Annotated in this window: 22 protein-coding genes; 8 read left to right on the forward strand and 14 right to left on the reverse strand. The window is 49.4% G+C overall.

Annotated features, from left to right (window positions below; translation table 11 throughout):
- Positions 1–121: 121 nt before the first annotated feature.
- Positions 122–1,330, reverse strand: a complete 1,209-nt coding sequence (locus HPT30_RS21630) for a nitric oxide synthase oxygenase (RefSeq protein ID WP_175373402.1) — start codon at positions 1,328–1,330, stop codon at positions 122–124.
- 371 nt (positions 1,331–1,701) lie between these two features.
- On the opposite strand from HPT30_RS21630, the gene udk reads away from it, so the two are divergent.
- Entirely contained in the window at positions 1,702–2,337 is a 636-nt protein-coding gene (udk, locus tag HPT30_RS21635) for a uridine kinase (protein ID WP_175373403.1), read from the forward strand.
- Positions 2,338–2,448: 111 nt separating this feature from the next.
- Here the strand turns inward: udk and HPT30_RS21640 are convergent, their stop codons facing one another.
- The 5 genes from HPT30_RS21640 to HPT30_RS21660 all read right to left on the reverse strand — a co-directional run bounded on the left by HPT30_RS21640 (position 2,449) and on the right by HPT30_RS21660 (position 6,747).
- Positions 2,449–2,931 (reverse strand): GyrI-like domain-containing protein, encoded by a 483-nt coding sequence (locus HPT30_RS21640; RefSeq protein ID WP_175373404.1) that lies wholly within the window; start codon positions 2,929–2,931, stop codon positions 2,449–2,451.
- A gap of 88 nt (positions 2,932–3,019) precedes the next feature.
- On the reverse strand, positions 3,020–3,853 hold the full coding sequence (locus HPT30_RS21645) for an energy-coupling factor transporter transmembrane component T family protein (RefSeq protein WP_175373405.1): 834 nt from the start codon (positions 3,851–3,853) through the stop codon (positions 3,020–3,022).
- Positions 3,850–5,556 carry an ABC transporter ATP-binding protein gene (locus HPT30_RS21650; RefSeq protein WP_175373544.1) on the reverse strand — a complete coding sequence of 569 codons (1,707 nt, stop codon included), beginning with the start codon at positions 5,554–5,556 and terminating at the stop codon, positions 3,850–3,852. The genes HPT30_RS21645 and HPT30_RS21650 overlap by 4 nt, the downstream gene beginning before the upstream one ends.
- A gap of 116 nt (positions 5,557–5,672) precedes the next feature.
- Positions 5,673–6,242 (reverse strand): ECF-type riboflavin transporter substrate-binding protein, encoded by a 570-nt coding sequence (locus HPT30_RS21655; RefSeq protein WP_217622481.1) that lies wholly within the window; start codon positions 6,240–6,242, stop codon positions 5,673–5,675.
- A 235-nt stretch (positions 6,243–6,477) separates the two neighbouring features.
- Positions 6,478–6,747: a hypothetical protein gene (locus HPT30_RS21660; protein ID WP_175373407.1), complete on the reverse strand. Its 270-nt coding sequence runs from the start codon at positions 6,745–6,747 to the stop codon at positions 6,478–6,480.
- 178 nt (positions 6,748–6,925) lie between these two features.
- On the opposite strand from HPT30_RS21660, the gene HPT30_RS21665 reads away from it, so the two are divergent.
- A complete protein-coding gene (locus HPT30_RS21665; RefSeq protein WP_175373408.1) occupies positions 6,926–8,029 on the forward strand; it encodes a GIY-YIG nuclease family protein in 1,104 nt (367 codons plus the stop codon).
- A gap of 177 nt (positions 8,030–8,206) precedes the next feature.
- Here the strand turns inward: HPT30_RS21665 and HPT30_RS21670 are convergent, their stop codons facing one another.
- From HPT30_RS21670 to HPT30_RS21685, 4 genes are all read right to left on the reverse strand, one after another.
- The gene (locus HPT30_RS21670) at positions 8,207–8,551 is read right to left on the reverse strand and encodes a zinc ribbon domain-containing protein YjdM (RefSeq protein ID WP_066378195.1); all 345 of its coding nucleotides are present in this window, start codon (positions 8,549–8,551) and stop codon (positions 8,207–8,209) included.
- A gap of 89 nt (positions 8,552–8,640) precedes the next feature.
- Positions 8,641–9,768: a DNA polymerase III subunit beta gene (gene dnaN / locus HPT30_RS21675; protein ID WP_175373409.1), complete on the reverse strand. Its 1,128-nt coding sequence runs from the start codon at positions 9,766–9,768 to the stop codon at positions 8,641–8,643.
- A 24-nt stretch (positions 9,769–9,792) separates the two neighbouring features.
- Positions 9,793–10,029 (reverse strand): ribbon-helix-helix domain-containing protein, encoded by a 237-nt coding sequence (locus HPT30_RS21680; RefSeq protein WP_175373410.1) that lies wholly within the window; start codon positions 10,027–10,029, stop codon positions 9,793–9,795.
- Between the two features lie 263 nt (positions 10,030–10,292).
- Complete coding sequence (locus tag HPT30_RS21685) at positions 10,293–12,218, reverse strand: ATP-binding protein (protein WP_175373411.1); 1,926 nt, start codon at positions 12,216–12,218, stop codon at positions 10,293–10,295.
- Between the two features lie 190 nt (positions 12,219–12,408).
- On the opposite strand from HPT30_RS21685, the gene HPT30_RS21690 reads away from it, so the two are divergent.
- The 4 genes from HPT30_RS21690 (at position 12,409) to HPT30_RS21705 (ending at position 16,237) form a co-directional block, all read left to right on the forward strand.
- A complete protein-coding gene (locus tag HPT30_RS21690) occupies positions 12,409–13,272 on the forward strand; it encodes an aldo/keto reductase (RefSeq protein WP_175373412.1) in 864 nt (287 codons plus the stop codon).
- 163 nt (positions 13,273–13,435) lie between these two features.
- Positions 13,436–13,660, forward strand: a complete 225-nt coding sequence (gene tlp / locus HPT30_RS21695; protein WP_175373413.1) for a small acid-soluble spore protein Tlp — start codon at positions 13,436–13,438, stop codon at positions 13,658–13,660.
- A 749-nt stretch (positions 13,661–14,409) separates the two neighbouring features.
- Positions 14,410–15,456 (forward strand): bifunctional transcriptional activator/DNA repair enzyme AdaA, encoded by a 1,047-nt coding sequence (locus tag HPT30_RS21700; protein ID WP_175373414.1) that lies wholly within the window; start codon positions 14,410–14,412, stop codon positions 15,454–15,456.
- Positions 15,457–15,460: 4 nt separating this feature from the next.
- Positions 15,461–16,237, forward strand: a complete 777-nt coding sequence (locus HPT30_RS21705) for an isocitrate lyase/PEP mutase family protein (RefSeq protein ID WP_175373415.1) — start codon at positions 15,461–15,463, stop codon at positions 16,235–16,237.
- Positions 16,238–16,261: 24 nt separating this feature from the next.
- Here HPT30_RS21705 and HPT30_RS21710 read toward each other — a convergent pair whose 3' ends face one another.
- Positions 16,262–16,798, reverse strand: a complete 537-nt coding sequence (locus HPT30_RS21710; RefSeq protein WP_175373416.1) for a hypothetical protein — start codon at positions 16,796–16,798, stop codon at positions 16,262–16,264.
- A 96-nt stretch (positions 16,799–16,894) separates the two neighbouring features.
- On the opposite strand from HPT30_RS21710, the gene HPT30_RS21715 reads away from it, so the two are divergent.
- Together HPT30_RS21715 and HPT30_RS21720 are read left to right on the forward strand one after the other, a co-directional pair.
- Entirely contained in the window at positions 16,895–17,809 is a 915-nt protein-coding gene (locus HPT30_RS21715; protein WP_066378567.1) for a phosphatidate cytidylyltransferase, read from the forward strand.
- 18 nt (positions 17,810–17,827) lie between these two features.
- Positions 17,828–18,349, forward strand: a complete 522-nt coding sequence (locus HPT30_RS21720; protein WP_175373417.1) for a DUF6886 family protein — start codon at positions 17,828–17,830, stop codon at positions 18,347–18,349.
- A 26-nt stretch (positions 18,350–18,375) separates the two neighbouring features.
- On the opposite strand, the gene HPT30_RS21725 is transcribed toward HPT30_RS21720, so the two are convergent.
- From HPT30_RS21725 to HPT30_RS21735, 3 genes are read right to left on the reverse strand one after another with little or no spacing between them, the layout of a single operon-like run.
- On the reverse strand, positions 18,376–19,344 hold the full coding sequence (locus tag HPT30_RS21725; protein ID WP_175373418.1) for a quinone oxidoreductase family protein: 969 nt from the start codon (positions 19,342–19,344) through the stop codon (positions 18,376–18,378).
- 31 nt (positions 19,345–19,375) lie between these two features.
- Positions 19,376–20,536 (reverse strand): response regulator, encoded by a 1,161-nt coding sequence (locus HPT30_RS21730; protein ID WP_175373419.1) that lies wholly within the window; start codon positions 20,534–20,536, stop codon positions 19,376–19,378.
- Positions 20,533–22,353, reverse strand: a complete 1,821-nt coding sequence (locus HPT30_RS21735) for a sensor histidine kinase (protein ID WP_175373420.1) — start codon at positions 22,351–22,353, stop codon at positions 20,533–20,535. Before HPT30_RS21735 ends, HPT30_RS21730 begins: the two co-directional genes overlap by 4 nt.
- Positions 22,354–22,383 lie beyond the last annotated feature (30 nt).

Here is a 22,383-nt window from a genome sequence, read left to right on the forward strand (position 1 = left end):
TGTCAGCCATCAGGGGGTTGCTTAGTGCTTACCTAGAAGGATGAACCCTTTGTGCGTCTTATATAAAAATGAATTTGGTCAGACAGCCGTTGCAATACATGGTTGAAACGCCTGCAGACGCTCAGGACTTATGGTGAAACGGACATACCAGTTCCGCCCCACTGTCTTCGGCCCCTGTATCGTCAGACTTCTCCTGATTCAGTTCAGTTCCATCCAGCCAACCTGTATAAGCGGCTTTTTGGTACCGGAAACGCGGACGCAGATCTAACTCCTTCAAGGTGCTGTCATGCCAGATGGGGGTGGCCGAAGGCGACATTGGCGGGATTAGCCAGTTCCAGCGGCCGGAGACCTCGCGGCCCACTTCCTGTTCCTGCTGCTGGAACCTAACGAACTGGTCTGCCGCCGTATGATGGTCCACGATGCTGACACCAGCCTGCTTGAACGAATGCAGTACCGCCCGGTTCAATTCCAGCATAGCCCGGTCCTTCCAGAGCGAAGTGTTCGTGGAACGGTCCAGCCCCATCAGGTCGGCGACTGCCGGCAGGCGATTGTATCTTCCAGTATCCCCAAGATTGCGGGAGCCGATTTCGGTCTCCATATACCATCCGTTAAAAGGAGCCGCTGTGTACTGGATACCGCCGATTTCAAGCTGCATATCCGAGATGATCGGCACCGAATACCAGCGCAGCCCAAGCTCCGGGAACCGCTCGATTTCAGGATGGGTAAAAGGCACTTCCCTGATTAGAGACCCAGGAATTGGATACCAGCGAGGCTTCCCGTCGCCAATCGAGACCACCAGCGGTAGCACATCGAAGTCACCGCCTGTTCCCTGCCAGCCCAGTTGCTGACACACTGCGGTGAAAGCATCGGAAGCAGGGTCGCCGGAACGCTTACTCCCCGGCGTCTCTGCCGGATAACCGGCATAGCGGATCAGTTGATGATTCCAGATGCGAATTCGACTTGCCGGGTCTTCCCCACTGCGGAATATAGTGATTACGGACCGAATGCGGCCACCGTTTCCAGCTCTTTCGATGTGCTGAAGCAGCACTTCCGCAATCTGGTCCTCGGTCTCTGCCTGACGCGCGTCGATGACCTCCATTGTGTGCCAGAATAAACGGCCAATACAGCGGCTGTTATTCCGCCAAGCCATGCGTGCCCCATGCGTCAGCTCTTCTCCGGTATGGCGGTAGGTTCCCGTGCTTGCAATCTCCCTCTGTACCTCCGAAATACGCTTCTCCAGCTGCGCTTCAGATGATCCCAATTCCTGATGACAACCTCTGAGGAAGACCTCCGCTTGCGCCTTCAGTTCCTCCACATTACCTTTTTCCATGCTGCCCACTCCCCGATCTATGGCTAATCCGCCTCATTTCTTTGATCAAAGTATACCATCTATCCCCTGCCGTCCACATCTCTTGCACAGCACTCTAAACTGGCATCTCCCTTTGCATCCATGAACAGTCGCCCGACAGCCCTGCTTCTGCAACCCCAGTTGAAATCAACCTTTAACCTATTTTCAATAAAAATCCTCTGTTTCATGCAAAAATCACGCGTGTAACAGCCTTCCGTATGACTGAATTCTCAATATTGCCGTATTTTAAAAAATGCCAGTTTTCATTTGTCGTATCGTGATGAAAAAATGTTGTTGCTGTGCTACAATATTGGAATTGCAACGGCAATGGTTAGGGAGGATATTAAATCGCCATGCTTATTATTGGTATCGCCGGCGGCACCGGATCGGGTAAAACCACGGTGGCTCGTTCCGTCATAGACCGGCTTGGGACGGGCAAAGTAACATTCATATCTCAGGATAACTACTATAAAGACCATTCGCATCTCAACATGGAAGAGCGGTCTCTGATCAACTATGATCATCCGTTCGCCTTTGACAATGAGCTGCTAATTGCGCATCTTAAAGAGCTGAAGCAAGGGCTCGCTGCCCAGGCTCCAGTATACGATTTTACGGTTCATGCACGGTCCACCACAGAGACGGAAGAACTGTTGCCGAACAACATCGTTATCATCGAAGGACTTCATGTCTTGTCGGATGAGCATTTGCGGGACATGCTCGATATCAAAGTCTTCGTCGATACCGATCCTGATGTACGTATTCTTCGCCGCGTACTCCGCGATATCGAAGAGCGTGGCCGTACCATCCAGTCGATTCACCAACAATATCTGACTACGGTGAAGCCGATGCACGAAGCTTTTATTGAGCCTTCCAAGAAATACGCGGATCTCATTATCCCTGAAGGTGGAGAGAATGAGGTCGGTATACACCTGCTGTCCGTCCTGACCGAGAAATATTTGACGGGCGACCAACAATGGTCCGGAGCGTAAACAACCGGGCACACAACAGCCGGTAAAAAGAATATAACCGCTGAATTATATAAGAAAAGGCAGACCCGCAGGTCTGCCTCAGGCTGCCGGGAGAATCCCGGCAGCTTTTTTCTATTCTACAGCAATATAAATCTGCACCTCTACACCCGCCGCATCAAACTTGCGGGCATCATACAGCTCAAAATCACCAGTATAAGTACGCTTCTCCGGCGAATCCTTGAAATACTTCCAGATCTCCGCCCAAGCCTGCGGAACCACTACTTCCATTGGCCCTTTTACAGTTGTGAACACCATATAATTGCTCTCCGGTACGACAGCATGGGCAAACCCGCTCTCCTTATGGATCTCGGCGCTTCCGTGCTCATGACCAAGCAAGATCGTATAAGCACCTGTGAAGTCACTTTCATAGTCCGTATACAGCCCATAAGTCAGATGAGGGTTAGATGCACCTGTTGCCTCCGCAAGATTAGCTTGGGAAAATTGTCCCCACAACCCAGGAATAACTCCGTTCGGACCGGCTTCCTCCGCATTTGTCGTCCGTGCACTTATTCCTGTCAGGGTAATCCCTGGCTTGCGAACAATCTGGGTATGCATAATGTGTATCCTCTTTTCTCTGTATTTGTGACTTATTATACAGAGTCAAAGTAGACACCCCTCTGTCCAGTTTCATAAAATCAGGTAATTATTCTACGAAAATATTATAAAACCGTGAGCCGTCATAAAATGTAATCACGGCAGACGCTGCCGCAATGAGGATAATCAAAGCCAAGGCGATATAGTCGCTCTTGGTGAACGGCCGCAAGCTGTACCAGGTGCGTCTGCTGCCCCGGCCAAACCCGCGCAGCTCCATGGCCGTGCTGATCTTGTCAATCCTCTCCACACTGGTCAGAATGAGCGGGAACAGGATAGCGGCGATATTTTTCAGCCGGGTCGGCAGCTTTTCCTTACGGGAGGTATCAATACCTCTTGCCTGGGCAGAGAATGAAATATTCTCATAATCACGCTGGATGTCGGGAATATAGCGCAGAGCCAGCGAGACGGAATAAGCAATCCGGTAATTCACGCCAATCCGGTTCAGCGAAGCGGCAAATTCACTGGGGTCCGTAGTCAGCAGGAATAATAACGCCATCGGAATGACCACGGCATATTTAAGCGCAATGTTTAATTGGTAGAACAGCTGCTCCCAAGTGACGGTATACCGTCCGGCAATATGGAAAATATCATGTCGCGTGCCGTATATGGATACGCCCTCCAGCGGTGAAAAGAGGAAGATAGCCAGATGGTTCAGGACGAAAAAGATCAGGATAAAATATAGAACAAATGCGTACTGCTGAAACGGTACCCGAGAGATTTTAAAGACAAATAGACTGAACAACAGCATGACCACCAGCACTCTCGTATCATAGGTAATCATTGCAGAAACCGACCAAAGCACGAAAAACAGCAGCTTGGTCGCGCCAGTCAGACGGTGGATTGGTGTGTCCAAGTCGGTATAGGATAGCATCTTAACCTTCATCCTTGGCGAGCCTCCCTGTCAAAAGCAATAAAACGTCTGACAAACTCGGAAGACTGATCAATCTCCGCACGTTCTGCCAGCCTGTACAGCGAGGTTTCCTTCAAATTAGCGCTGTGTATAATGGCCTTATCGGATAGAACACGTTCCGGACGATCGTCGGCGATCTTTCGGCCATCCGCCAGTACAATAGTTCGCTGTGCATATTCCAGCATGAGGTGCATGTCATGAGTGATCATAATGACCGTTATCCCCTGCTTGCTTAGACCCAGTAGGAATTCCATCATTTCATTGTAATGACGGTAATCCTGGCCGGCCGTTGGCTCATCCAGGATAATAATCTCCGGCTGCAACACCAGAATGGAGGCAATCGTCACCCGCTTCTTCTGGCCATAGCTGAGCGCAGAGACCGGCCAGTTCCGGAATGGATATAGTCCGCAGACCTGAAGCACTTCGTGCACCCGCTTCTCAATGTCGCTCTCCGCCATACCGCGAACCTTAAGCCCCAGGGCCACTTCATCAAAGATCATCGTCTTCGAGATCATGTGATTGGGGTTCTGCATGACAAAGCCGATTCGGCTGGCCCGTTCCTTGATCGAATCAGAGCCGATATCACGCCCGTTCATTAAGATCGAGCCCGATGAAGGACGGTAAAATCCACAAATCAGCTTCGATACCGTCGATTTGCCAGCCCCGTTCTTTCCAGCAATAGACACCATTTCTCCCTTGCCGAGCTTTAAAGACACCCCGTGCAGTACCGGATGGTTCTTCTCATAACCAAACGAAAGATCCCTCAGCTCCAGTACAGGCGGGCAATCCAGGTACTCTGGCTGTTCGTCATTGGCAAGGTACCAGTCTCTAAGCTTGCCAGCAGCGTCTTCCAGCACGATAGTTTCTATATGCTCCGGCTTGATGTCAGGCGTAATGGGACAGCCTGCATATTTCAGCACGGTGAGATACAGCGGCTCGCGAATACCGGCTTCCTGAAGCAATCCCGAGCTAAGCAGCTCCGCAGCCGGGAGATCTGCCGCAATACGTCCTTCATTGATAACAATGATGCGGTCTACCGCACGATGCAGCACATCCTCCAGCCGGTGTTCGATGATGATGACTGTTTTGCCAGTCTGCTGCTGTACCCGATCGATTAGCTCAATCGTCTTGGTCCCTGTATAGGGATCGAGACTGGCTAGCGGTTCATCGAACAGCAGAATATCGACCTCGCCCACCAGTACACCGGCGAGGGTTGTTTTTTGCTTTTGCCCGCCTGATAACTCCTGAGGTGAAGCTCCCAGAAAATCGTAAATATCCACAGCGTGGGCGGCCTCGGTTACTTTACCAGTCATCTCGCTCTGGGAAACGGCATCGTTCTCCAGCTTGAAGGCGATATCCTCGCCAACGGTGAGCCCGACGAACTGTCCGTCAGGGTCTTGCAGGACTGTTCCTACCCGCTCCGACAACCCGGCAATTCCCAGCTCCTGCTGATCTTGACCCATAACACGCAGGGTACCGCTGATTTCTCCCGGATAAGTGGCAGGAATTAACCCATTGATAGCGTGAGCCAGGGTACTTTTACCCGATCCGGAGGGGCCTACAATTAACACCTTCTCCCCTTCGTAGATCGTCAGGTTAATGTCTTGAAGCGTGGGCTCAGTCTGCGCCCGGTATTGAAAACTAAAATTCGTAAATTCGATTACCGCTCTATTCATCATTCATACATGACCTTCCTCAGAGTTGGTTTGGCTTAACAGGCAAGGGATTTTATGTTTTATGGCAATGGAAAAGCCGGTGATGCTCACCGGCCTTTGGTTTGGATTGTAGGGGATTATGCCTGCTTGGTCAAGCTTCCCTTTTTGGTTCTTGTCTTACTGTAAGCAATCGCCAGCAGTGTACCAATCACAGCTACCGTTACAATATTCGATGCGCCCGCGATCAGGCCTTGTGTAAATACTTTATTTGCTGGCTCTGCATAGATAGCAATATCGAGAATAGGAGCTACAACGAACCAAGCTACTGCGTTCGCTGCAATCTGAGCAATGTTGAAACGAATAATCTCCTTTTTGCCAAACTCTCCATCATGAATAGCGATTCTGCTGGCAATCAAGCCAATAACGAGTCCTACTATCCCGGAAGCAATAACCCAACTAAACCACGGCGACCCATAAAAAATCGCATCTTTAAGGGTATGCCCGATTAAGCCAATCAATACTCCAGCCGTTGGCCCGTAGAGCAGTGCGAATAGTGCAAGCAGTGCATATGTAGTCTCAATGTTGGTATTCGGGATACCCGTAGGGATGGAACCGAACCTTCCCAGAATAACGAACAGCGCCGAACCGATGCCGATCGCTACAATCGTCTTAATGGATAATATCTTTCCCTTTGCCATCTTCTTCATCTCCCCTGTGTTCATAAATTATCTTACGCTTGCAACCACACTATGAAGCCATGAAGTAAGCATCTTATGTATGTAATTATCCATTAATTATACATCGGATTAGTGGGTATTTCTATAGCGCATTCTGTACTATTTTAAATAAAAATCAGTTAAATTAGAAGTTATTTTCGCAAAAACAGCCCTCATTGCTGCAATCAGCATTTGAGGGCTGCATCAACTTCATGCGCAACCGCTATCAGCGGTTACTATTATCCAGCGAAGACAGGCGATCCTTCTCATCGGCAAGTAACTCCTCAGCCAACTCCGCGCCCTTACCGTTAAACACCCGCTGCGCCTCATGGACCGCTTGTTCCGTATGCTCCAGCCGGTTCTCGGCCTGTTCGACCGTCTGTTCGTTCGGATGGCTCAACGCCTGGGATACTGCATCGTGCAGCTTCTTTACTGACCGCTGTGCCTGGGTCACCACATTGTCTTCTTTCCAACTGGTATCATTGCTATTATTCATGGATGAGATTGTCCCCCTTCTGGCATTCCTGCTGCTCCTGATTAGGATGGATAAGAGGGGTTCATCTTATGCATCCCCAATTAAGAGATCGACCTCATCCCTATTCTTTATACGCCTTAGCCCATCGTCTATACTTGAACTATAGATGAATCTGCTGCCAAGCCAAGGAGGGATACATATGAATCTAACGGAAAAGGTAAAAAATCTCCCCTTAACCCCCGGCGTATATCTAATGAAAGACAGTCTGGGAAATATTATTTATGTCGGCAAGGCCAAGGCCTTGAAGAGGCGGGTTCAGTCCTATTTTCAAGACTCCAAATCCCATTCGCCCAAGGTCAAACGTCTCGTCAAAAACATTAAAGATCTGGACTATACACTGACGGATACCGAATTCGAAGCCTTTATGCTGGAGTGCAAATTAATCAAGGAGCTTAAGCCGCCTTATAATAGAAAGATGAAAAATCCCCTCGCCTACACCTATATTGTCATCCAAACTGACAGTAACCGGCGGAGGATTGAAGTATCCTATGACCCCGGGGACGGTGCCGAACAAGGCGATCGACGATTGTTATTTGGCCCTTACACAAGCCGAAGCACTGTGGAGCGGGCGGTACAGGGAGTCCTGGAAGGCTACAGCATTCTCTGCAGCAATCCCCACTCCAAAAAAGCTTCGCTCTGCCTCAACCACTCCCTGGGCTTGTGTATCGGGATGTGCGCTGGCGGGGAAGCCCTGGTCACATACAACGGCATTATGGACCGCTTTGTTGCCCTCTTGGACGGGACAGACATGAGCATTCTGGAAGGTATGGAACAGCGAATGGCGGATGCTGCGGAGAATTATAATTACGAAGCCGCAGCCAAATACCGCGATTATATTGGGGCAGTACGCTCCCTGCTGCAGAAAGAGAAGGTCATTGAGTTTGCGGGAGCAAATCAGCGGATTGCGATGGTTGAACCCATGAACGACCGGACACTCAAGCTATTGTTGCTGCAGGGCAACCGTATTCTTTTTCAAACCAAGCTTGAATCAGAGGATTTCAGTAACGCCAGTCTGCAGGCAGAGATTACGACAATCATCAGAGATAACTTTCGGAGCAGTCCACTTCAGCGATCGGCTGACATCAGCAGGCATGAGATTGATGAGGCCCAGATTATATATAGTTATCTTAAGGGCAACTCGTGTAGCCACATGATTATTCGCGATGAGTGGCTTACCCCTGAGAACGACGCGGCCATAAACGATGCTGTGCGTGAGATGCTGCTAAACTGTTATGCCATTTGAATAGCCGCTGAGGTACTCCCCAGTTCCACAACAAAACCAACATTCCCTTTCGCGTAGGAACACCCCCGTGTCTGTGAGACAAGCTGGAATTCCTGGAAAGATTGCTGGTTTGTGATGATTCTCTAAAAAAGCACTCTGTTCTCCATGAGAAACAGAATGCTTGCTGCCAGGCTTAAACTATACTTTTTTGACAAATTCTGATTTCAGCTTCATCGCGCCAAAACCGTCGATTTTGCAATCAATATCATGATCGCCTTCCACCAGGCGAATGTTCTTGACTCTTGTGCCTATTTTGACAACGAGGGAGCTTCCTTTCACCTTGAGATCCTTAATCACAGTTACGGTATCGCCATCACTGAGCACATTTCCATTGGCATCCTTGATGACCTTCGCTTCTTCGCTGTCATGCTCGGCTTCTGCTCCCGGGGACCATTCATGGCCGCACTCCGGGCAGACCAGCATTCCTCGATCTTCATAAGCGTATTCCGATTGGCATTCCGGGCAGTTTGGTAAAGTAGACATGAATTCTTAAACTCCATTCGATAAATTGATAGTCGTACCATACAAGTATAGGGGAAGTTGGGAGAGGGTTCCACTATATATGGCTATTATCAGTTGGCGGTCCTTACAGGCGTAATCAGAAATAGCATAGATGCAGAGAGGTCTTGCGGCAAAATAACAAGCGGCCCCATGATTCCCGTAAATCTGAATCTGACATCCTCACAATCTATACAACGAAGAATATCGAGGAGGAAGGTCGCATTCAAGGAAATCCTGAAATCCTCGCCGTTCTTTTCTAATAGAGCAACCTGATCCAGAACATCCCCTATCTCCGCCGTTTGCGACAATAGCTCCAGACTGCCCCCCGAAACAACCAGCCTAATAATACTCCCCGAAGCCAACACAGACACGCGCTCCACCGCCTGCAATAGAGATACCGTCTTCACCGTGAGTTCGGATGAAAAAGACTGTGGAATTAGCTTCTCTACAGATGGATAGGCCCCCTCAAGGAGAGCGGACTGCACCTGCAGTTCTTTTGACGTAAATTGGATCTGGTTAGTCCCCACTTCAATAACGGTCGTCCCCTGCTCGTCCTTCAGCATTTTGGATACTTCATAGAGATTGACGCCCGGGATAACGCCCTGGACATGAATAGCAGCAGATTGTTCCACAGTCAGTGTACGTAGGGCGAGACGCACGCCATCAGTAGCGATTAAACGCAGCACTTCATTCTTCCATTCAAAAAATACTCCCGTCAGGATTGGCCTAGTCTCGGAGGTGGAGACCGCAGAAGCTACCTGCCTAACAGCTGATTTTAGCACAGCATTATTAATGCTAAAGCTTGCTACCTTGTGACGATCTGTCTTCTGAATCGTAGGGAACTCTGTAGAATCCATTCCGCACAACCGGATATGTGCATCTCCTGAAGAAAGGAGCAGTATCCACTGCTCTGTAGTCTCCAATCTGATGGACCCCGGTTCGAGCTTGCGGACGAGCTCATATAAATACCGTGCAGGTACAACAATGGCACCGTCCTCTTGTTCCGGCGTGGAGCTAGTGGTCAGAGAAATTCTGTATTCTATGGTCATGTTCGTGTTACTTGTAGTAAAGATCAGGGCATCCTGATCCTTCCGAATGCTAACCCCTGACAGGATAGGGATGAGATGATTTACCGAAACGGCCTTTAGCACATGCTGGAGCGCATGCAGAAGAGATTCCTTAGTTACACTGACCCGCATAGATGACCCTGCCTCCCGATTACACTAATTCGAATAATAAGCTTCAATCATCTTGCGGATGAGCTCCGAACGGGACACTTCATCATCAGCACATTGCTCCTCAAGCTTGTTCCATAGTTCCTCCGTTAAGGTTAAGGAGACCTTCTTGGTCACTCCGATTCCCTTTCTACCCGCTCCTTCACGAAGTCCCCCTCGGGTGAATACAAAACCAAGCTGCCCCTCCTTATTAGCGACATCCACTTTAATCTTCTTGTTGTCCATATGATCACCATTTCACTTTTTTGAATTAGGTTACCTATATCAATATTACATTAACTAATTCTACCATATGGAGATATCTGCTGACAATATTTTGAACATAACTATATTTCAGAAGGCTAGCTCCTAACAAAAGAAACAAAAAAACTGACCCGGCAAGCCAAAGCTCGCATACGGTCAGTTATGTTATTCATTATTGGCTGTAAAATAGAGTGTTAATTGGCTTGGAATCACGCGATCTGCATGAATTCCTATAAGAGAATAGGTTAAGCCGTATAAGTATCCCCGCTGCCTTGGGCTGACATCAACAACTCTTTACCTTTCAGAGCCTTGTTCAACGCCTTCAGGTTGTCATGATCATTGGCAGCCGGCAGCAATCTGGACAGCCACAGCAATCCCTCGCTCCAATTGCCTTCCAGAGACCAGAACTCGCACAGGGCGCCGGCAATCCGCAGTCCCGTTCCCTCGGGATCGTCTTGCGAATACGCCCATTGCAGAGCGGCACGCAAATTATCGTACTCGGCCCTGATCTTCGCAAGCGCAATGGAGGTATTGCCCTCTTTGACTTCCTGCTCTATCTCTTCAATAAAACGGGCAAAATACTCCGCATGAAGCCGGTAAATATGTTCTTTATCTGCACCGTGCACCCTGTGGCATTCCAGTTGGCAGGATTCCAGCTTTTCCTGTGTGTATTGCTTCACCGGGGCCAGCAGAGCATAGGTCATCCGGTCCGAGGACGTGGAGCTATGCATGGAAACTAAGGATTTATTGACCAGATTGGCGAAAAGATCTAAAATCTCATCCTTCTTAAGCGAGCAAGGCTCCTGATGTCTTGGACGATACACACAGACCTCTTCCACGGTCTCCAGCGTAAATTCGCCCATGAAAACACTTAATAGCCGGAATAGCAGCTGTTCCTTCTCGGACAGTAAGGAATAACTCCAGTCCATGGTCGCCTTCAGGGTCTGTTGACGCGGAGTGGCTGTTCTTTTGCCTGTGGTGAGAAAGCCCAGCAGATCAGTAAGCCGTTCATTGATCTGCTCCAGGGAGAGCACATTCATTCGGGCCGCGGCCAGCTCCAGTGCCAGTGGATTGCCCTCCAGCTTCCGGCAAATATCACCGACAAGTACAGCCTGCGCTTCTTGAACCTTGAAATGCGGAAGGAGCAAGGTAGCCCGCTCGACGAACAGTTGGACCGATTCATACTCCATCAATCGCCCATAGGATAACTCTTGCTCAGGAGGAATACTTAAAGCTCGGACCGGGTAACGGTTCTCTCCCGGCAGGTTCAGCGGTTCCTGACTTGTGGCCAGAATAACGAGGGCAGGGGCGAACGCCAACAAAGACTCTGCAACCACCGCGCAAGCGTCGATCAGGTGCTCACAATTATCGAAGATAAAGAGCATGCTTTTATTCTGAATAGCATCCAGAACCGTCTCCATTGAAGTCCGCCCCTGCCGATCCTCTAGCCCAAGAGTAGACAGCATGTAGACTACGACCAGCTGTGGATCAGACACCGCTGCAAATTCAAACAACCAAATGCCATCCGGAAAGCTATCCGCCAAGGAGGAGGCAAGATGAAGGGCGAAAGAAGTTTTCCCGCTTCCACCGGGACCTGTTAAGGTGACCAAGGAGGATTGGCGCAGCAGATCATGGAGCTCGGCAAGCTGCGGTACGCGTCCGACGAAGCTGGAGAGCTGGACCGGCAGATTGCCCGCGGGGCGCCGCTTGAGTTCGGAGCGTTCAGTCACCCTCACTGCCGAACTTGCCAGGTCAACAGGTATCTGTGTTGTCGCTCCCTTTTGCTGAATAACAGAATGGTTAGGTGCTGCCTCTCTATCAGCTAAAATCTGTGCAAACCAGTTCTCGTCGAACTCCGGGTAATAACGGTACGTACCGGGACTGCTATCATATACCTGCTTAACGGATTGCCATAGCAGCCCCGCTTCCTGCCGTTCAGTCCCGGGCAAAAACGCCGCTTCCTCCACATATGCCTGCACCAGCCTTTGCAAGTTATGTGCACTGGGCAATCTGTCTCCGCCTTCCCACTGTTGAATAGCTCTTGTATCCACGCCAACCCGCAAAGCCAGATCACGCTGGCGTAAGCTCTTCTTCCGGGACGCAGAGGGTCTGATTCTGAGCATCTTCATAAGCTCTTCCGGCTGCATCAGATCTTGAGTGTTGTGCGACATAGGCAATGCACCTCCCTAGGTGGCTTCAAAGGACAGAAATAACTTGTAACATGCATACTAAACACGAACCAACATGAACAGAGCGCACGAACACATGCGTATTCTGCAAAATAATAACTCCTGATACAATTTAATCATGTTGGAGCATGAATAAGCAATCACCAAAACTCACTAAACAGGGAGGAAAAATATGAGTCAAAATCAAGTTACCGCAGAGGCATCCGGCACTTATACCCTAGGAGATTTGCAAGTTAATCGTCTTGGGTTCGGTACGTTGCAACTAAGCGGTCCGGGTGCCTGGGGCCATCCGGCTGACCCGAAAGAAGCTGTACGCGTCTTGCGACGCGCCGTGGAGCTTGGTGTGAACTTCATTGATACCGCTGACGCGTACGGACCGCTGGTTACGGATGTGCTAATCAAGGAGGCTCTGCACCCTTATGCAGATGGCCTTATCATCGCTGCCAAAGTAGGGGTTGCCCGGCCAACTCCTCAAGATTGGGTGCCGGTAGGCCGACCGGCGTATCTTCGTCAGCAGGTTGAACTGAACCTGCGCCATCTGGGCGTGGAGCGGATTGATCTCTTGCAGCTCCACCGGATTGATCCCCAAGTTCCGCTGGCCGAGCAACTGGGAGAGCTGGTACGTCTTCAGCAAGAAGGAAAAATTCGGCACATTGGACTTAGCGAAGTGAGCGTTGAGCAGCTGGAGGAAGCCGGTAAAACCGCAAGCATCGTATCCGTCCAGAACCTCTATAATCTGGCTAACCGGGATGCAGAAGCCGTACTCGATTATACAATCGCCAATCAGATCGCTTTCATTCCATGGTTCCCGCTTGCGACAGGTGAACTGGGCAAAGCTGGTGGCCCGCTGGATGACCTGGCACAGCGCCTTGGGTCACAACCTGCTCAATTGGCCCTGGCTTGGCTCCTGAAGCGCGCCGCCAATATTCTCCCCATCCCTGGAACTTCATCCGTAAATCATCTGGAGCAAAATATTGCCGCAGCCGGCCTAGAGTTAAGCGATGAGGACTTTGACACGCTAACTCATACTGTGTAACCGCTTAACCGTCTTCCCTTCCGCCCTTGAGGCGGGAGGTTTTTTTAATATCGAGCCATCGCCTGTATAGGAGTCTATGCATAAAATGAGCCGGCAACGATCAACCTACTTGTTAGCTCCCAAGTCAGTCGGGTGCTTCAATGATCAGGAGGCGATCTAAGCAATGGCAAAGCCAGATAATCGGGCAGATAATGTAGAACATTTGCAGCAAAGCATCCAGAATACGCAAGAGAACCTGCAGGAAGCTGAAGGCTACCTGAACGAATTCTCTTCAGAGCTGGACAGCAAGGAACGAGCTCAGATTGAGGACAAAAATGCACGCCGCAAACAGAGCATTCGCAGCTTCAAGGAAGAAGTCAAAGACGAAGCTGCTCATGCCGAGGAATAGAGAAGGACGCCCGCTGAGGGCGTCTTTTTTTAATGAAAAAGGGATCTATATAAGTCGAACAAAAGAAATTAACAACTAGCTAAGATAAGCGAACGGGACGTTTGCGGCTGTGTAAGCGCAAAGCGCTCGCCTGAAAGCTTTCCATAGGAAAGCTAGTACCGTAACATAGACCGTCGATAACAAAACCTATAATCCATGGCTGTTCAAATCCAGCGATATCACTAGAAGCGGTATATTCCCCTTCACCAATCGTCTTAACAATGAAAAAGAGGGACCTCCTCAACTAAGAGCATTTTTGTACCTTATTTTTCCTCAATATAGGTAAATGAGGGACATAAGGGCATTATTGTATCTTATTTTTCGAAAAATCATGTTGAGCCGGGGCTTCTGGAAGAATTAAGGTACAATATTGCACTTAATCTTCACTAACCCCTTGCTGCTGAGGAATTAAGGTACGAAAATGCCGTTAATTGCTGTCGATGCCGGAAATTGCACTTCTATACTACCTATATAAGCTCACTTTTCTTGATTACGTTTGTTTTTAATGCGTTCTATATAGAAGTCCTTTCACAATCCAGTAATCGGGTTCTAACAGCGATCGTAAGAACCGTCGAACCTGTAACGGCCTCATGCAGCGTAAACCACTAATTTTTACTATGCTCCCAATATTGATGCCTGAATTTCGGCGATGCCCTCCGCAGGAAGATATTATAATGAGAACAACATTGAAAGGTTAGGACGTGCTGCTATTGTTACCTGCTGAGCGATATGAAGAGTATTACAAGGCGCTGCTGGAGAAAAATACGGAGTACGAGGGATTGTTCTACGTTGGCGTCAAAACTACAGGTGTATTTTGCCGTCCGACATGCCCCGCCAGAAAGCCGAAGCTGAAGAATTGTGAGTTCTTTGCGAATCCTCAGCAGGCGCTGCTGGCCTCTTATCGGCCCTGCCAGCGCTGCCGTCCGCTCTCCCATCCCAATCACGTCCCGGAGATTGTCCGTGTGCTCGTTGAAGCTGTGGAGAGCAACCCGGAGAAACGCTGGACGACACAGGATTTCAAGAATCTCTCGGTCGATGAATCTACGGCTCGGCGTCAATTCAAAAAGCGGTTTGGCATGACCTTTGTGGAATACGCCCGCGCACGCCGTATGGGTCTTGCCCTGAAGAATATCAGGTCGGGCAAGACCGTTATCGACAGCCAGTTGTCCACCGGCTATGAATCCAGCAGCGGCTTCAGAGACGCCTTTTCCCGGATCATGGGGGCTGCCCCTACCCTGCTAGAGGACGGCAAGGTCCTGAAGGCTGCCTGGATTGACACCCGTCTTGGCCCTATGATGGCCATCGGCAATGATGAAGCCCTGTATCTATTGGAATTTATCGACCGCCGGGGTCTGGAACGGGAGATAGAACGCCTTCGGAAACGAACGAAATCCGCGATTATTCCGGGCGTTACCGCCCCTATTCTCTCGATTGAACGAGAGCTGTCGGAATATTTTGACGGAGAACGGACCACCTTCAACACGCCGCTGGCTCTTCTCGGCTCCCCTTTTCAACAAAGTGTATGGGGAGAATTAATGAAAATCCCGCCAGGGGAAACACGTTCCTATCTGGACATATCCGTAGCCCTCGGCAAACCGACGGCCTTCCGCGCGGTCGCTCAAGCCAACGGGGCCAATCAGCTGGCCATTGTGATTCCCTGTCACCGTGTCATTAATGCAAACGGGGAACTGGGTGGATATGGCGGGGGTCTGACACGTAAAAATTGGCTGCTCCATCATGAGCAGGGAGGAGAATAGAGATATGAATACCCAACATGAACAAGCGCTTCAGTTTCATCAATTGCATAATACCAAAGGAGACCCCTTGGTGCTTATCAATATCTGGGATGCGGGGAGCGCGCAGGCGGTTCAGGCCATCGGAGCCAAGGCCATTGCGACCGGCAGTTGGTCCGTGGCTGCTTCGCACGGATATGAGGACGGCGAGGCACTTCCTTTTCCACTCGTACTGGAGAATTTGAAACGAATCAAGGATAAGGTAGATCTTCCCGTAACCATTGATATTGAAGGGGGATATGGGCTAAGTCCAGACGATGTTAAAGTGAATGTAGGATTGGTTATTGAAAAAGGAGCTGTGGGGATTAACTTGGAGGATCAGCGGATTGGCGAAGAAGGTCTCTATACGACCTCGGAGCAATGTCTGCGCATTGCCGCTGCCCGTGCAGCAGGCCAACAGGCTGGACTACCTCTTTTTATTAACGCCAGAACGGATATTTTCTTTCAAACGGCCGCCGGGCAGCACGCATCCTGTATTGAACAGACCCTCAGCCGTGCGCACGCTTATGCAGAAGCCGGGGCCGACGGTATTTTTGTACCGGGGTTAAGCGATGCCAGACTGATCGAAACCCTATGTAGTCACTCACCGCTTCCGGTGAACATTATGGTAACCTCGCATACCCCGTCCCTCAGGCAGCTTGCCGAACTGGGCGTGGCGCGTATCAGCTATGGTCCTCTACCTTATCTAGAGGCGATGAATGCATTAAAAGAAGTTGGTCTTGCTGCATTATCTCTACACAATTAAGCTCCAGCCCTAATTGTATACGGCCTATTTCAAGTACTCGCTCAACCTTCCCTCATAAATCAACTGCAGCCTGTCACTCTGCCGAAAATCATCCGGTGTCACGAGTGCAGGCAGCTTATTCCACAGCTTAATGCCGGAACGCTCAAGGATCTCCGCAACAAATTGCGAGCAGAAGTAGGAGTTGCTGAACTCAACAGGCTCTTTAAGGGCGATGCCAATTACGCCTAGAATATTATAAAGGTACTTTTTGCGGCTGCGGATAAAGATATGCAGAACCCGCTTCATTTTCTCCACTTCACGTTCGGTTACCTGCAATTCATAGATCACGCACGTCGTACTGGGATACTTGCTGTATGTGCCTGTCTGGATATCCTCCCTCACGAATCCCCCGTTCAGCGGATTATTCGGATTCTTTCGCCCGAAGCTGTACATCTCCGAAAGCTCGCGGTCAAATGAAATCGAAGCATGGTTATACGGCGCTTTTGTGTAAGTCTGAATCATTTTCGTAAAAAGCGTTCCGGTATTCGTAAGCAAGATAAAAACCGACTGATCTGCAACCATTCACGAAATTTCCCCTTATCAAGATTGGACTATTCCTTCATAATAACATAGGATACCTCTCTAGGAATCCTACCTCACGACAAGTTGGTGATTGCCCTGGATAGAAGCTTGTTAACGTTAGTTCTTATTTTGGCAGCTCTATGCGCCATTCAACTCATCTATTATGTCATAAGCAAAGTTCAGCCGAACAAGGATTACGCCCCCATCGGAAACCGCATCAAAACCTGGTGGGGCATGGTGTTCATCTTCTGCCTCGCTACTCTGTTCAATTCCGTGGTGTCCCTAATCTCACTGATGGTGCTGACCTTCTTCGCGCTGAAGGAATACTTCTCCATGATCAAGTCCAGAAAAGCGGACCGCAGGCTGTTCCTGTGGGCATACTTGTCGATTCCGCTGCAATTCTACTGGATCTATATCGAATGGTACGGGATGTTCATCGTCTTTATCCCTGTCTATGTGTTCTTGCTGCTGCCGCTTCCCCGGATGATCAATAAAGGGACGGTCGGATTTCTGCGCAGTGTCAGCTCGACCCAGTGGGGTCTTATGCTGATGGTGTTTGGACTTAGCCATCTGGCGTATTTCCAGTTCGCTACCCCCGAGTATGGGGCGGGACTTGTACTGTTTCTGGTTGTACTGACGCAGCTTAATGATGTGGTGCATCACCTGGCCTCGATCTATTTTGGCAAAAGAAAAGTGGTCCCCACAGCCAATCCCTATCTGACCTGGGAAGGCTTCGCTTGTGCGTTCGTGGTTACCACGGCGGTATCGTATCTGATCTATCCTTATTTGACGCCGCTTACCCCGATCTTCGGGATCTTCTCCGGGATGTTGATCAGCCTTAGCGGCTTCATCGGCAGCTTGACCGTGTCCGTGCTGAAGCGCGATCTGCTAATCGGCGATGATGGCAAATTCGAGGCTCTGAAAAAAAGCTACTTAAGCCGGGTCGACAGCCTGACCTATACCTCGCCGGTACTGTTTCATGTGATCCGTTACTTTTTTGACTTTATGTAGGAGAGGAAGAGGTGCCGAATGTATCTTTATCATTTTAGCGAAGAGTCTGACATTAAGAGGTTTGTCCCTAAAGAGAAACAAAACATCCAGGGAATGCCGCCACTCGTCTGGGCGATTGATCAAGAGCATGAGGTGAGTTACTATTTTCCCAGAGACTGCCCCAGAATTATCCTGCGAAAAACGGCGGCTGCAACTGATGACCAGGCTGGCAACCTTTTCGCAGGTACTACGGCCACAACCATCATCACAGTTGAAAGCCGCTGGTATACGGCCATAAAGAACACCACGCTGTACAGATACGTTTTCCCACGGCAAGGCTTTGAGCTGTTTGACCAAACCGCAGGATATTATACTTCGCCGCGCACCCTAGAACCTCTTCGAGTAGAAGCTATGGATCATCTAGTAGACCGAATTCTAGCCACGGGAGCCGAGCTGCGCTTCACGGACAATCTTTATCCCTTGCGCGAAGCCATTCTCGCCTCTGGTTACCCGGACTTCGGGATTCATCGGTTCGCTAATGCGAGAGCCAAAGTTGAATGAAGAGGAATGATATTCGCTTATTCTGTTTAAGGAATTAACAAAATCTTTCCCGTGCTGCTTCTGCTCTCTAACAACCGATGTGCCTCAGCACCCTCCCGGAGCGGGAACGACTTCGGTTCCTCCATCTTTAGATGTCCCTGTCTTATCGCTTCAAAAAGCTTCTCTGAACGCTCAACCCGGTTGCTGCGTGTAACGATATGGTTCCACAGGTCGCCTCCGGTCAAGGTTTTGGAAGTGTCCATAAGCATACGGGGGTCGATGTGGGGCGGATTGCCGCCGGCCATTCCGTAGAATACAACTGAACCTTTGATCTTCGTCGCCTTGAAGCTACCCATCAAGGTGGAACCTACTGAATCATAGACTGCGTTCACACCTTGGCCGTCATAAGACCAACGGATCGCCGCGTTCGCCCAATCACTGTCGTACAGCAGCACTTCGTCTGCACCCGCAGAGAGCGCAGCTTCACGCTTCGCAGGAGAAGAGGTCAAGCCGAGAACTCTGGCGCCCTTGGCCTTAGCCAGCTGCGTCAGAAGCTGCCCCACTCCGCCTGCTGCCGCATGAATCACAATCTCGTCGCCTGGCTGAACCGAATAGCTGTCATTCACCAGATAATGCGCCGTCAGGCCTTGCAGCAGCAATGCGGCTGATTGCTCGAAAGTGATGTCGTCCGGCAATGGAATGATATGATCGATTCCCACCTTTACCAGTTCGGCATTCGCATAAGGGACATCGGCAAAAGCAATCCTGTCCCCAACCTCTACCGTCTTCACATCCTCCGCAACCCGCTCCACAATGCCTGCACCTTCGTACCCTAAAATGTAGGGTGCCTGACCAGCCAAGTGGTAATCGCCCCGTCTGCGATAAATGTCAGCGAAGTTTAATCCAATCGCCTTCATTCTAACCCATACCGTCCCTGGCTCCAGCTCCGGATCAGGAAGATCTGCATAACGCAGTACCTCTGGCCCGCCAAAATGCTCAAAAATCAATGCTTTCATAAATACCCTCCAGTTCTGTGATCACATAAACCTATATTTCACTATAAAACGAATGCAATGATTCCAATGGCGACAGCAACTGCTCATATAGCAGTACCATTTCTGGCGAGGGAGTAGCCCCCACCTCTCGCAATAGTAGCTCCGTGAAGTTAGAGAACCGGCGGGTCAAGCCCTCTTTATTTTTCTGCAAAGCCAGGGCCTGCAAATGAAGCTTAACGGTCTCTTCATCCAATTCATTGTGGGTAGCCAGCCTATTGAGAATGGGAATAGCCGTCAAGAAATCCCCCCGTGACAACAATGCTCTGCATAAGCGTTGAGTAAACTGAACATACATCAGTGAATAGCGCTCAATCTCACTTAAAGCCCAAGGGTAGCCATAACTTCCGAACAAGTCACCCACATAGAGCCGCTCCAGCGCAAACGCCTGCTCGAGATTCGACTCGTCTATAACCATCATCTGCTTACAACCTTCTTCAAACCGGAACAGATCGACATCAGCTGAGGACAGATTCAAAGCATAATGATTGCCATCGGAATACAGACAGTCCCTTAGTCCATTCTCGCCAAGTAGCTTGCGTAGCTGATAAGCGGTGGTGTTCAAATAGGTCTCTGCGTTCTTGAGCGGCATCTCCTTGAAGATATCCTCGATCAACGTAGAGCGGGAGACCAGACTGCCATGATGTAATAGTAAGTATCCGCACAATTCTGCACTTTTACTGGTCTTCCATTTAAGCATAGTGTTCTGTGCACCCTTGATCTCCATTCGGCCCAGACAATTGATCTTTACATGAACCGAAGGATTTGCCGGCAATTCTGCTGGCCCCTGCTCCCGCTTGGCCTCAGCCAAGGCTCTTTGAACCGTTCGCTGTATCCGCTCCAGTGCAACAGGCTTCACGATATAATCGTAGGCAAAGACGTCAAAAGCAGACAAGGCATATTCGGTATGCGATGTCACAAACACGAGTTTGATCTTACTGCCCCTATCTCTTAACCGCTGAGCGAACATGAGGCCACTCTCTTGCGGCATATGGATGTCCATAAAGACGATGTCCACATCATGCTCGTTTAAATACACTTCGGCCGCAGCTGTATTCAGGAAGGCTCCCACAACTTCCAGCTCACCTATTTTGTTCAACATTCGCTTCATAATTAAGTGCATCGCTTTTTCATCATCGATGAGCACGATCTTCATTCAGCAGCCCTCCTTTCATACAAATCAACAGCTATATTTGAATCTATATTCGAAACTCCCGGGGGAAGCGGAAGGGTGAAATAGAATGTGCTTCCTTGGGCGGGATCACTATCAAACCAGATCTCCCCTCCGTTTAACCGAACAAATTCTCTGCAAATCGCAAGCCCTAAACCGATACCTTGTTCTCCAGCTGTACCTGCCGTAGAAGTTGAATAATCTGATTGTAATAAGGTTTGGGCCAGATCCTCCCGTACCCCAACGCCCGTGTCGCTTATTGCTACAATCATTTTCCCATCCGAATGTTCAGCCCTCACCTTAATGCTACCTCCGGTATCCGTAAATTTAACAGCGTTGGAGAGCAAATTGCGAACGATTAAACTCAGCATTTCCTTGTCCACGTAGACCCAAGTATCCGGGGGAACCTCAGACACCATAACAATTCCTTTGCCCCCACTGCGAATCTGCAGAAGATGTAGACTCATCTGTACGGCATCGAACAAATCGTGGGTGTCAGGACTCAGGATCATGCCGCCTTGGTGTTTCCGGAACCAGCCCAGCAGATTCTCTGCTAAGGTGAGTGTTTTGCGTAATTGCTGACCCATTTCATGAACAATCTCCTCGTGGCCCCCACTACCGGCTGGCAGTTCCTCTTCCAGGATCTCCATTAAATTCAGGAGGATCGCCAGCGGGTCACGAATGTCGTGGGCTACTACACTGAACAGTTCATCCTTGAATGTATTAAGCTCCTGCAATTGCTTGGCGTTGTTGATCAATCTCTCTTCGGAACGTACAGCATCAGTCGTATCGCGGAGCAAAAGCATTTTACCCGTTGGTCTGGAGCGATTGTCGTAAATATATAGCACTTGCGCCTGATACACCCGATCATTGCCGTGGTCACCGGATAATACCCTGTTCTCCGAGAGAGGCTCTTGCAAAATGGTGTTAAGGAGTATCGGATAAGAGGAGAAGAGTGTCGCCGCAGGCTGGCCAATCGCGTTTCTGTTGTGTAGGCCCTCAATCATCCGACTCGCTGAACGATTGTATTCAGAAATATTATGATCCAGATCAAAGACAATAACCGCATCCTGTATAGAGTCAAATACCTTCTGATGTGCAAGGGGAGAGAGCCTGAGCATATTGAATTGATAAATACCGAGCAAATAGAATACTCCAGAGATTAAGAAGCCGAATGGGGATACATCTATGGAGGTTTTTAGAATCCCGGTAACATACATCAGTGAGAACCCAAATGGCCCACAAGATCCAATCATCATAAAAATAATTTGCTTCTTCATTCGGGACGGAGCTATGAAGCACATATGGAGTAGTAAACCCATGCCTAGGAAGAAAAAAAAGAAGGAGTACACAACATGAAGATAGAACAGGGGGCCGTGATTCAAATCGATTAGGGGAACACCCTCAGAAAAATCTAACGACACACTTCTATAAAATAAGTGGTGCCAATCGTTCGTATGGACGGCAGCGAGAGTACAGACAGGAACAATCATGAGTATAGCAACAGTCCATCTACGTATGTATGCTTGTCGTCCCGTATACTGCAGTACCATTATCATCCATAGTGTCGGAGCAAAAGGGATCCCGATATACTCGAATTTGAGCCAGAAGAGGATATCCTTCAGATCGTCACTGACAAGTTCAAAAGCATATCCAAAGGTATAAAAGGCGCCTGCAAACACACCAAGCCCATAACTTTTGGCTATCGGAAGCTGCCTTCTTCTCCAGGAAAGATAGACGAGAACCAAAGAACACACCGTTGCAGTTATTAATATTTCGGAAAGATAGAGATTGAGCTTCATAGTTCTGTGCGGCTCCTGTGCTAAATGTCC

It is taken from the genome of Paenibacillus agri, from assembly GCF_013359945.1.
Taxonomy (GTDB): Bacteria; Bacillota; Bacilli; order Paenibacillales; family Paenibacillaceae; genus Paenibacillus_AQ; species Paenibacillus_AQ agri.

Bases quoted from the DNA above. Each gene is read 5' to 3' on its own strand.
- HPT30_RS21630 (WP_175373402.1), bottom strand. From the start codon at position 1,330: ATGGAAAAAGGTAATGTGGAGGAACTGAAGGCGCAAGCGGAGGTCTTC.
- udk (WP_175373403.1), top strand. From the start codon at position 1,702: ATGCTTATTATTGGTATCGCCGGCGGCACCGGATCGGGTAAAACCACG.
- HPT30_RS21640 (WP_175373404.1), bottom strand. From the start codon at position 2,931: ATGCATACCCAGATTGTTCGCAAGCCAGGGATTACCCTGACAGGAATA.
- HPT30_RS21645 (WP_175373405.1), bottom strand. From the start codon at position 3,853: ATGAAGGTTAAGATGCTATCCTATACCGACTTGGACACACCAATCCAC.
- HPT30_RS21650 (WP_175373544.1), bottom strand. From the start codon at position 5,556: ATGAATAGAGCGGTAATCGAATTTACGAATTTTAGTTTTCAATACCGG.
- HPT30_RS21655 (WP_217622481.1), bottom strand. From the start codon at position 6,242: ATGAAGAAGATGGCAAAGGGAAAGATATTATCCATTAAGACGATTGTA.
- HPT30_RS21660 (WP_175373407.1), bottom strand. From the start codon at position 6,747: ATGAATAATAGCAATGATACCAGTTGGAAAGAAGACAATGTGGTGACC.
- HPT30_RS21665 (WP_175373408.1), top strand. From the start codon at position 6,926: ATGAATCTAACGGAAAAGGTAAAAAATCTCCCCTTAACCCCCGGCGTA.
- HPT30_RS21670 (WP_066378195.1), bottom strand. From the start codon at position 8,551: ATGTCTACTTTACCAAACTGCCCGGAATGCCAATCGGAATACGCTTAT.
- dnaN (WP_175373409.1), bottom strand. From the start codon at position 9,768: ATGCGGGTCAGTGTAACTAAGGAATCTCTTCTGCATGCGCTCCAGCAT.
- HPT30_RS21680 (WP_175373410.1), bottom strand. From the start codon at position 10,029: ATGGACAACAAGAAGATTAAAGTGGATGTCGCTAATAAGGAGGGGCAG.
- HPT30_RS21685 (WP_175373411.1), bottom strand. From the start codon at position 12,218: ATGTCGCACAACACTCAAGATCTGATGCAGCCGGAAGAGCTTATGAAG.
- HPT30_RS21690 (WP_175373412.1), top strand. From the start codon at position 12,409: ATGAGTCAAAATCAAGTTACCGCAGAGGCATCCGGCACTTATACCCTA.
- tlp (WP_175373413.1), top strand. From the start codon at position 13,436: ATGGCAAAGCCAGATAATCGGGCAGATAATGTAGAACATTTGCAGCAA.
- HPT30_RS21705 (WP_175373415.1), top strand. From the start codon at position 15,461: ATGAATACCCAACATGAACAAGCGCTTCAGTTTCATCAATTGCATAAT.
- HPT30_RS21710 (WP_175373416.1), bottom strand. From the start codon at position 16,798: ATGGTTGCAGATCAGTCGGTTTTTATCTTGCTTACGAATACCGGAACG.
- HPT30_RS21720 (WP_175373417.1), top strand. From the start codon at position 17,828: ATGTATCTTTATCATTTTAGCGAAGAGTCTGACATTAAGAGGTTTGTC.
- HPT30_RS21725 (WP_175373418.1), bottom strand. From the start codon at position 19,344: ATGAAAGCATTGATTTTTGAGCATTTTGGCGGGCCAGAGGTACTGCGT.
- HPT30_RS21730 (WP_175373419.1), bottom strand. From the start codon at position 20,536: ATGAAGATCGTGCTCATCGATGATGAAAAAGCGATGCACTTAATTATG.
- HPT30_RS21735 (WP_175373420.1), bottom strand. From the start codon at position 22,353: ATGAAGCTCAATCTCTATCTTTCCGAAATATTAATAACTGCAACGGTG.